Genomic DNA, 9,526 nt, shown 5'->3' with positions numbered 1-9,526 from the left:
TGATGAAAGTGTGATAGAGAAAGTTGCAGATTTCAGTGTGGAATTTTTAGAGGGTATGTCGGTTCAGATCCTGGTTGGCAAGTTTATGAAAACTAAAGCATCCCTTTCAGATTATCTCCTGAAAACACCTGAGACGGACAATGATCTCATTGGCCTGTCTGATTATAAGCAACGTATCGATCCGGTTATCATTAACCAGGATTCTCAATGTAATGCCTGACAAACCCAGGAAGAAGAGATCTACCAGTGCATATATTGGGTTTTCAGGCTATAATTTTTCTAACCCCCGGTTTTAGTAGATTCTGGTGATTGATTCGCTGAATATGATTTTTTCAGGGAAAATCATGCGGTTTTAACACAGGATCCTGATTTTCATAATGCGAATTAAATTATACTAATTGACTCATATAGTATCATCATGTCCGATTTATTTTCAGATTCTGAAATCGATACTATCCAGGAAAATGATCTCTCCCGAATTGGGGTTTCTCTTCCGGCCAGTTTGTTGAATAGTTTTGATAAGATTCTGAAAACACGAGGATATTCTTCCCGGTCAGAAGGCATCAGAGATGCTATCAGATCCTATATCAGGTACTATAAATGGATGGGGGAGTTAACAGGCGAAAGGCAGGGTGTCATCACCATTGTGTACGATCACCATCAACGCGGACTTATCGCGGCGATTACTGATATTCAGCATGATTATATGGGATTAATTCAGGCTTCCCTTCACTCGCATGTGTCTCATACCCGGTGTGTAGAGGTACTACTGGTACGGGGAGGTGTACACGAAGTGAAAGAAGTAGCAGAACGGTTGATGGCACAAAAGGGAGTTGAAACCGTTAAACTGACAACGATCCCCCTTGAAGGATAACCAATCGTTGTATGGATCTTTGTCAGTTTTAATCTGCCCACTTAAAACAACGAAGAGCCTAAATTCCTCTTCGCCAGTCAGACAACATATAGTAATTTTTAAGTCTGATAAAAAATATTGTGTTATTGTTGGTTGGATAAAAATTCATTTTTCCATTGGCATGTTTCTGTTTGGAGATTTTTGATAATGAGGGAAAAATTATGAAGAGTAAATTTCTACAACTTCTTTCTATCACACTAGTGGGTTTTTTGCTATTAGTACCGCTCGTATTTGCTGGAACAAACTTGGGCACAGATCCAGGTGTGATGTTTGTTTCACCCGCTGAAAATCAGTCTGACATGAATTCTTCCTTGAGGTTTCTCGCTTTCAATCCAAATACGCCGATCGTTGAAACATGGTTGGAAAAAAATGGGAAAGAAGAGAAATCTGAGTATTACTTCTCGGCTACGGTCAGTGAGAACAAAAATATCTCGATGGTCGGCACTAGACAGTATATCTCTTCTAATCCTCCAACTAATTTCTCTTATCCAATTAAGAATCTAACATTCAATACTGATACGGTCACAGGAAAAGTAAAAGGATTTACAAAGTCCCCCGGACTTATAAATGTTACGATCAATGCCACAAATGGAAGAGAAACGATCGAACATTCCTGGTTATGGGTGGTCCATGATGTTACATTAAATCCGGGAACTTTGCCAAAAAGTATCAATCAATCGCAGTTCATGCCGGAAAAGAAAGAAAGTTACTCAAAAGATAATGACGTGTTCAGGTTTATCTCAATTGACCCTCAATACCCGGTTGTTGAAAAAAAGATGGAGACTTATGATGGTGTTAACTTCCATGATCATACTTTTACTGTTATTGTGAACCGTGGAGATAATGTATGTATGAATGAATCTCACTATCTGCTTTATCCAAATGGAACATTACATTTTTATTTTACTCAGCCATTATCAACCTTTCTTCTTAACAATGAATCTACCCTGGGTATTGGTGCTACAACTGGAGCTGATGAAGGTATGTATTATGTTTACATTAATGCAACCCATCAACAGGAAACTGCGGAAACATCATGGGTGTTTATCTTCCCAGAACCAGGATCAAGTAGTATTGGAACTGATAATGATGAAGACGATAACAACATCTTCAAAAAAATATTGATTTTTTTTGGATTTAAATAGAAAGATGGTGAGGCTCCCCATTCACCGATATTCCCCCTCCTCCTTCTCCGGTGTTGAAGACATCAACAGTTGTCTTCGGAATGACGATGTTTATCCCCCCGTCACCCATCGTAGCCCATGATAATATGTCCAGCAGTGCATTGAGGGAGTTTGCAACAACAGAAACGATTTCACTCCTGATACTGCCTGCTTCTCCAAGAAGAGTAATTATTGCCTGGATTAACCGGAGATCGTCTGCTCCGATATGGATATGGACATTCCCCTGGGAGTCAACATAGACGTATGAATCATGCAATCCGTCTATCGGCTTGACGAATACCAATTGCCAGGTTGTTGTTGCAGTCTGGCCTGAAGCAGAGGCCAACATTGTTACAGTTACAATACATTCCTCACCAACTGTGACATTATCAGTTGCTTTCGCACGATTGCCATCAATAGTCGTTGTATTTAATGTAATTACCCTGGTTACTGGATCAGAACCCTTGACAGCCCAAACATGGGTGCTTTCAAACTGGGGAACGACAGATGCGGGTCTGTTAACCGCTCCCCATATGTCTTGAGAAATATTATATGTTCCATCATTCTCTTCTAACATGATTGGTGTATTGAATGATGGGTGATGTTCCACAAACTGTAAATAAGCCTCTTCTTCTTCTGCTGTCCAATTGCAGCTCGCCTGGCTTAACCCATTGATATTCTCTGTACTCACCGAAATAACATGTTCTCCTGCCGTAGCCATAAACGGTAGGGTATAACACAATGCCGTTCCGTATACCGAAGTCTGGAACCTACCATCAAAGAATAGACTGATATTGGCGTACTGATCAACCGCTGCACAAAATGTCGGGTACGAAGATGCAAGTGTTCCTGCCGGAGGACAGGTCATGGTTATAACCGGTGCACTGTCTTTAACAACCCATGAACATTGCGCCGATTTTTGAATTCCGTTGGCTTCAGCGATAAATATAATTAAATAATTCCCTCCTAACCCCCTGTTGATGGTCACCTCAACGGCAATCGCCTGTCCGGTGATCGATCGTAAAAACTGTGAACTTTCACCTTGTTTCTGAAGATATGCCGATATCGTCGCATTGATATTGGTCGTTGCAGTAAACGATCGGGTGGTATGTCCCGGAGTTGGTGTGTTTGAATCTGATGGACATTGAATTGTTAAATCAAGTACCGGAACTTCATCCCATCCCATTTTCACACCTCCAAAAGTCCTTCTCTCATCAGATACTGGGGCAGTACCCAACCGTTGCAGAACAGGACATTTCCTTCCTTTTCCAGGATATCAGCACCTGAATACCGCTGAAACACCCAGAACCGGTTGCTAAACCTACCATATGAACCATTTGCCGGAGCAAGAGAAGTGCCCACCGGTTGTGCCTTGATCGTCTCAAGCATCTGTACTGGGTTCAATGATATTCGCCCCCCGAAATGAGTGTCCATCTCTACCCGATCTGACAAGGCGGATGGCTGGTAACAGATCACTGGGAGATCAAACCCTCCCACATCTAGTTTCACAGACTGATCTGCACATCCTCCCACAATCGCAAGATCATACGAACCTCCTTTCACCGCTTCGGTAAACGCCGAATAGTTATACTGATGCCATTTCAGATCCGGATAAATATCCCAGAACTCTGCAGGAAATGTACCTACAGCAATGGCTTTCTTCTCACTCCGGGGAAGAACCATCAGCGGTTCGATCTCATCGTACACCAGACTGTCAACATGATGAATCACCTGGTTGGTATCAACACAAGGATTTCCGATATCTCCTTCAGTTTTCGTGATAACCGGTTGCACCGTTCTGCTATGGAACAGATCCCAGAGTTTCAGGATCTTCGAGCATGTATACCATTTCAGCATGTTTCCCTTGATAAACTCTGGCCAGTCATCCATGTGCTCAGCTGATATAATCTCATTGACTCGATCAAACCGGTCAATGTATGCAGCTCCAAGAGGTGAATAGGGAAATCCAACCTCGATGATATGGATATCAAAGTCTTTCGGCAGCCACTGCGCCAGTGATTCCCTGCTTTTTGCTGCTTCCAGGGGGATAGAGTAATGATAACAGTCATTTTTCATGTACAATCCGGCATCATGTCTTCCCTTTATCGCCTGTAGATTGGCAACCTTCATTCCCTGATTTCTGAAATATTTAGCAAGTGCTATCGCAGTCGTTGTCTTTCCTTGTCCGGGTATGGATCCCAGAACATACACTTTACTCATTTTTTATTCTCCGTAAACAGGTTTCAAACTGATTTTTACACGATCCATCTGCAATCTTACCCAAATCCAAAACATCACCGATCTTCTGCGGATATCTCCCGATCACCTTCTGATTACGCGAACAGTCCCAATATGTCCCATCCGGAAGGATCGAGACCCCGAGGATTCCCCCGATACAGCCGGTCTCGGTGCATCCGATGGGAACAGAAATCCCATACCTGGCAAGATGTATTCGTGCCTTCTTTTTCAGCCGGATCCAGTCGTTATACGAAATCGGCTCAAGGCCACAAGCAATAACTGGTGAATAACAATTGATGTTCAAAAGAGCGGATTTGGTCTGGATGGCAAGATCCATGATATGATCCAGACAGTACAGGTTTTCCCGGTGAATTGTAAATGAGAGACTGTGGGGAATCTGATGTTCATTGAGCAGGTGTAATGCCTCAACTGCGACATCATAATTTCCCGTTCCCCGGATACAGTCATGGGTATCCTGGTCTCCGTCAATACTGATCTGAATCGCATCCGATGTTCGAAGCAGATGAATTACGTCTTTGATGAGAATGCCATTGGAACTGAAAACCACCGACCCGGAAATCTCTCTGATACATTTGCAGATCTCCGGGAAATCCGGGTGAAGGGGGGCATCTCCACCGTTTAGAATAATCCGGCGATGCAACGTTGGAAGATCCGTACTCATGAAATCCCTGCAGATAGCATAAACCATCTCCATTTGCATTGCAGTCGATCCTTGCCTGAGGTAACAATGCTTGCATTGCAACTGGCAATAGTCGACAATATGTAGATCCAGATGGCAACATTCTTCAGAAGAAAAATGTGGATTCGTTCTCATCACTTACAGAATAATACCGACGATTAAAAAGGTGTGATTGGGGGGTATTGAATTAGCCCATTATTGATGACTATTTATAAATCCGGGCAAATTGATTGAACATTTTTTAACATTTTTCATAGAAATCAAGAATATTCATTCTAACACATTGAAAACAAGTAAAACGTACACAGTTACTCTAGAAATTTAACAAAATTGCTACAAATACTGATGATAGTCGGTATGTTTTGTAAATGTTATTAGATCATCAAAAAGTATTACGATTCTTCTGTTTTTCTAACATAAAGCGCAACATTTTTACAAAGATCTGATGATGTCGATCTTGCAGACTCCGAGGCAGAAGACCTCTTTGTTCTGTGGTGATTACTTGAATCACAAAAAAAGAACACGAAAACATGGATTCATCCAGGTAAAAGCCAGGATGAGGAGAATTCAGATGACTGGTAATGACCCCCGCCCTATGAATACCCACTACCACATGTGCAACAAAGAACGGAGATCATCATCTATACTATCCCCATCCAACGAGAACTTTTCGGAAACGAACCGGGAGAGTGGTGATGACTTCTAATACGTGCCGGTTTTTTAGGATGCAATCTTTCGGAACATATCCAGATTACATCTGCAAAAAAGGACCGGATGAACCCTGTCCAGGTGATCCATCCTGTTTCCTGAGGATGAGTGATGAATTCAAATCAGCACTATGATAGAATTGCCAGTTCATCAGCTCGCCATTTCCTCCAGGATAATGGGTACTTGGTAGAAAAAACTACGGGTCCGGAAACCATTTTTCATCTCATTGCATGGAAGGGCAATGTGGAAATTCGGTTTATAAGAATCAGAAGATCCCGAAAACCTGGAATTATTCAATTCGCAGAGGATATTCATCGTTTATCAGAACTGGTAAAAGTGAGATCAGTTCCCGGGACAGTAGAATTTTGGTTTTTATCCAATCGTCAGTGGAAACGCTATCAAATTCTACCTGGTGGGGCAATCCTCAAGGATATTGGATAATTTTCATGAAATTATTTAATTCATCGTTTATTTGTTTGAGACATATCCACCAAGCGGGATTTACATCCCAAATAACCGTGAGAAGGTCAATTTTATGCGACCCAATGCTGAGATCTGTTCACGACATCAGTGTCCAAACTTGTATTGGACATATCAGGGAAGCCGAAGACTTCGAAAGTGTAGGATCGTTGATCGGTATCCTGGGAGTCTTGAAAAATGCCCGGAAGGAAAATTTTGAGAACAGGAGAACACCAGAAAAATTAGGTATAAAATCTTAAAAAAATTCAATCAATTTTTTTATTTCCCCTGATTTACGTAAATTTTTTGTTCTTTTTTTAAAGTCTCTCAATCCTAAATAGTAATCTAAAGAGTTCATTATGCCCTTGAGGGCAGGAGATAATACATGGTGAATTTTATAAAAAATTCCGTGACAAAAATGACTTTACTCATTGTTCGTCTTCTCATCTCAATGAATTGGAGGATGAGTACGCAAAGGAGTAGTTATGATAATCGTGAATTAGTTTTGATTATTCTAATTCAGGGATCTCCCTTTCTGGATCCTTGGTTTTCCTGTTACGATTTATTGAAACGTGTTAGTTATCTCCATCGGTGAAATGTGGTGAAAAAAATGAAAAAACTCATGTTTGTTTTCTTCGTGATGAGTTATCTTCTAATCTGTGGTGGTTCTAATGGGGACGTGATGTCATCTTCAACAGTCTGTGATGGGTCATACTGGACTCATTCCACAGCAATGGACAAAAATCAAACATATAAAATTAGTATATTCACTACCAATTTGGCACAAATTGATCGGGAAGTACAGAGCACCAATGGTGTTGTCAGTTCAACGATGGTAAATAGTTCCGGATCTCTTGGAATTGATGAATATACTAACCATCTCCGAAATCCTGACGAAATAGAATCACCATTGTGTGTATTCAATCCCTCGGAGATAATAGGCCCAATATTTGATGAGATTACCGTATCAGGCCTGCTTGACAATACCGAATATATCTCATCCCGTATGGCCAATAGTGATGATAAAACCTCTGCGAAAACACTCATTAACGGGTCGGGATTGATCATTATAGGGAAGCACTCCTCTAATGAAAGTGCCATTCTTGATGATCTGACTTCTATTCATGGAAAGATGAAAGTCCTTGATTATGTAGAATTTGGGGAGCGGTAACATGAATTTTTTTTATCTCATTTCAACTGGCATCACCCTCCTAAATACTCTCGGATTACTGATTGTTTGGATTAGGTACCTCCAATTGGCTCGATTTTCAATTATTACATCGAAAAAAATATTACATGAAATTCAGAATTTTCAACCTTACGAAAGAGAAAATCCTGATAAAATAGAGGTTATAGGTAATTATGAAAAGTTTATCCGGTTGGTAGGATTGTTCAAATATTGATTCTCAAAATTGGTTCTTCGCCAGTTTCAGGGGGTAAAATATGGGACAACTCCCAACCCTCTCATGGTTATTACTGAGGATCTAATAAAAACTGGTATCCTGCATGTTATGTATATAACCAGGAGGTTCCCCTCCCGGCACAGGGACATGTACGAGTAAAAAAAATATTATCGTGCTGGGATGATCAGGGATCGCTCCCCCGCCGGTTCAAATTCCCGGATTGCTCCTCTGGCAAACTCTTTTCTCGGCTCTGAAAAGTCAAACTTCAAAGACGGATCCGCAAACGTGATCTTCACCCTGGGATCATAGCAGAACGGATCTGCCCGCCCGAAGTGGGCAGCCCCCACAATAGCGGCGTACTCCCCCTGGTGACCGACGTTCATTGCATAGTTCGGATAGTTCGGACCCCGCAGTTCACCCATGGCTCCCCGGTCAGGTTCAATCGAAAGGGAGTTCGATGAACCGCACTGATCCTGGAGATCGTATCCAAAGAATCCGAGCCGTGACCAGGCGTCCTTATGAACAATCATCGAGAGGTACCATCCATTCAGACCGGCATTGGAGTTCCCGGTCATCATCGAGACACTTATCCCGGATGCTGCGGCCAAAACTGCAGCACGCTGGGACCCGCCAAAGTGATCCTCCATAAGGGTTGGGAACTGTTCATACTGTTCGAGACCATAGATGGTCACTTCAGTAGCGATATCGTTTACAATATCCTGGGTTGGTTTGATCGTCTTGTCAGGGCCAGGCTGGGTATAATCAAACCCGTACTTGTCCTTGAGATAGTCCATCCCATAGTACGTGTAATCATCTAAGATGTTGTCGGTGTACGCAGCAGTTGCGTACTGGGTAAACCCGACCCCGCCTGACATATAGGATCCGAGCCAGATCTGATCGAACAGAACCGCACCGGCAGCAACCTGCTCAAGAGCTGCTTTTGCAGGATCATCAGGATATTTCCGGTTTGACTGGATGATATCACTGAAAAGACCGAATTTTATTCCACCCGGCTCATTCGGACCACGAGCCCGGCGGGCTGGCAGGTGACTACCCATCTGGATGACACCGGCATGTTTGGCAGCATACGAGAGATCGGCTACTGCTGCTTCTCCTGCACAGGTCCGGTAGGCAGCAATGAATGACATCCCGATCTGCATGGCCGACCATCGGCTGGTCGTCCCTCCGTCGCAGACCCTGCCGACGATGGTGGGGACGTGAATTGCCTGATACATCGATTTGCCGACTTCAACCTTCAGCATTTCGGCCTGTTTTTTGGGAAAGAGTTTCTCGATGTTGAGGAGATACTGTGGCTCGATCTGGTCGGCAACCTCATCATCACCGGTGAAGATCTTTACATAACAGTCATCAACCAGACCGGGATTGGTCTCGACCATATGTTCCTGTACGACGGCACCACCCGGCAATGCATGATTGAGAATGTGCAAATATTCGTTGATGGTCTCAGGAGTAACCTCTAATCCGAGACGTTTTTGCAGTGTGTTGTGGGCCATATCCATCCCGACGATGATGGTACGCCTGATATCATCCCACATCTGCTGCATCGCAGAATTGTTCACAAAATGCAGATCATCCCCTTCCACAAAGGTACCGGTTCCGGAAACCTCATAGGTCATCAACTGCCGCTGCCCCATCGGGATACCACCCAGGTGACAGTGATCAGGATCATACATGGAGATACCTCGTTTGTTGACAATCTCCTCGTTGATCTTGATAAATTCCCGTTTTCGCGGAGATTGGTGAACTCCGTCAAAGTGGTAAAAACTGGTCTTCTGGGACTCTACATCCTGACCAGCAAATTTTTCCTTGAGAGCTTTGAGGAATTTTCTCTGTGACTTCTCAACATGGGTCATTGTTTATTCTCCCTGGGCATAAACCCATATTTTGTTCTGAGGGTATGGATCCGCTGCAGGTACTCGAT

The 9,526-nt window shown here is 42.9% G+C and carries 8 protein-coding genes; 4 read left to right on the top strand and 4 right to left on the bottom strand.

Going from position 1 to position 9,526, the window contains the following annotated elements; all coding sequences use genetic code 11:
• From LUQ50_RS09280 to LUQ50_RS09270, 3 genes are all read left to right on the top strand, one after another.
• Positions 1-220: methyl-coenzyme M reductase operon protein D (locus LUQ50_RS09280; protein ID WP_300039458.1), on the top strand; the 220-nt coding region annotated here is incomplete at its 5' end.
• Between the two features lie 198 nt (positions 221-418).
• Entirely contained in the window at positions 419-874 is a 456-nt protein-coding gene (nikR, locus tag LUQ50_RS09275) for a nickel-responsive transcriptional regulator NikR (protein WP_300039456.1), read from the top strand.
• 170 nt (positions 875-1,044) lie between these two features.
• Complete coding sequence (locus LUQ50_RS09270; RefSeq protein ID WP_300039454.1) at positions 1,045-2,058, top strand: hypothetical protein; 1,014 nt, start codon at positions 1,045-1,047, stop codon at positions 2,056-2,058.
• Here LUQ50_RS09270 and LUQ50_RS09265 read toward each other — a convergent pair.
• The 3 genes from LUQ50_RS09265 to LUQ50_RS09255 are packed head-to-tail and all read right to left on the bottom strand — an operon-like array spanning position 2,051 to position 5,149.
• Positions 2,051-3,262 carry a hypothetical protein gene (locus LUQ50_RS09265; RefSeq protein ID WP_300039452.1) on the bottom strand — a complete coding sequence of 404 codons (1,212 nt, stop codon included), beginning with the start codon at positions 3,260-3,262 and terminating at the stop codon, positions 2,051-2,053. The two genes, LUQ50_RS09270 and LUQ50_RS09265, sit on opposite strands and share 8 nt — an antisense overlap.
• A gap of 2 nt (positions 3,263-3,264) precedes the next feature.
• Entirely contained in the window at positions 3,265-4,296 is a 1,032-nt protein-coding gene (locus tag LUQ50_RS09260; protein ID WP_300039450.1) for a hypothetical protein, read from the bottom strand.
• Positions 4,289-5,149, bottom strand: a complete 861-nt coding sequence (locus LUQ50_RS09255) for a radical SAM protein (RefSeq protein WP_300039448.1) — start codon at positions 5,147-5,149, stop codon at positions 4,289-4,291. The genes LUQ50_RS09260 and LUQ50_RS09255 overlap by 8 nt, the downstream gene beginning before the upstream one ends.
• Positions 5,150-6,791: 1,642 nt before the next feature.
• On the opposite strand from LUQ50_RS09255, the gene LUQ50_RS09250 reads away from it, so the two are divergent.
• Positions 6,792-7,352: a hypothetical protein gene (locus tag LUQ50_RS09250; protein WP_300039446.1), complete on the top strand. Its 561-nt coding sequence runs from the start codon at positions 6,792-6,794 to the stop codon at positions 7,350-7,352.
• A gap of 399 nt (positions 7,353-7,751) precedes the next feature.
• Here the strand turns inward: LUQ50_RS09250 and mcrA are convergent, their stop codons facing one another.
• Entirely contained in the window at positions 7,752-9,458 is a 1,707-nt protein-coding gene (mcrA, locus tag LUQ50_RS09245; protein WP_300039444.1) for a coenzyme-B sulfoethylthiotransferase subunit alpha, read from the bottom strand.
• Between the last annotated feature and the right edge of the window lie 68 nt (positions 9,459-9,526).

The organism is Methanospirillum sp. (assembly GCF_028679455.1).
Classification (GTDB): domain Archaea; phylum Halobacteriota; class Methanomicrobia; order Methanomicrobiales; family Methanospirillaceae; genus Methanospirillum.
This window is presented reverse-complemented; position numbering and strand designations above follow the sequence as displayed.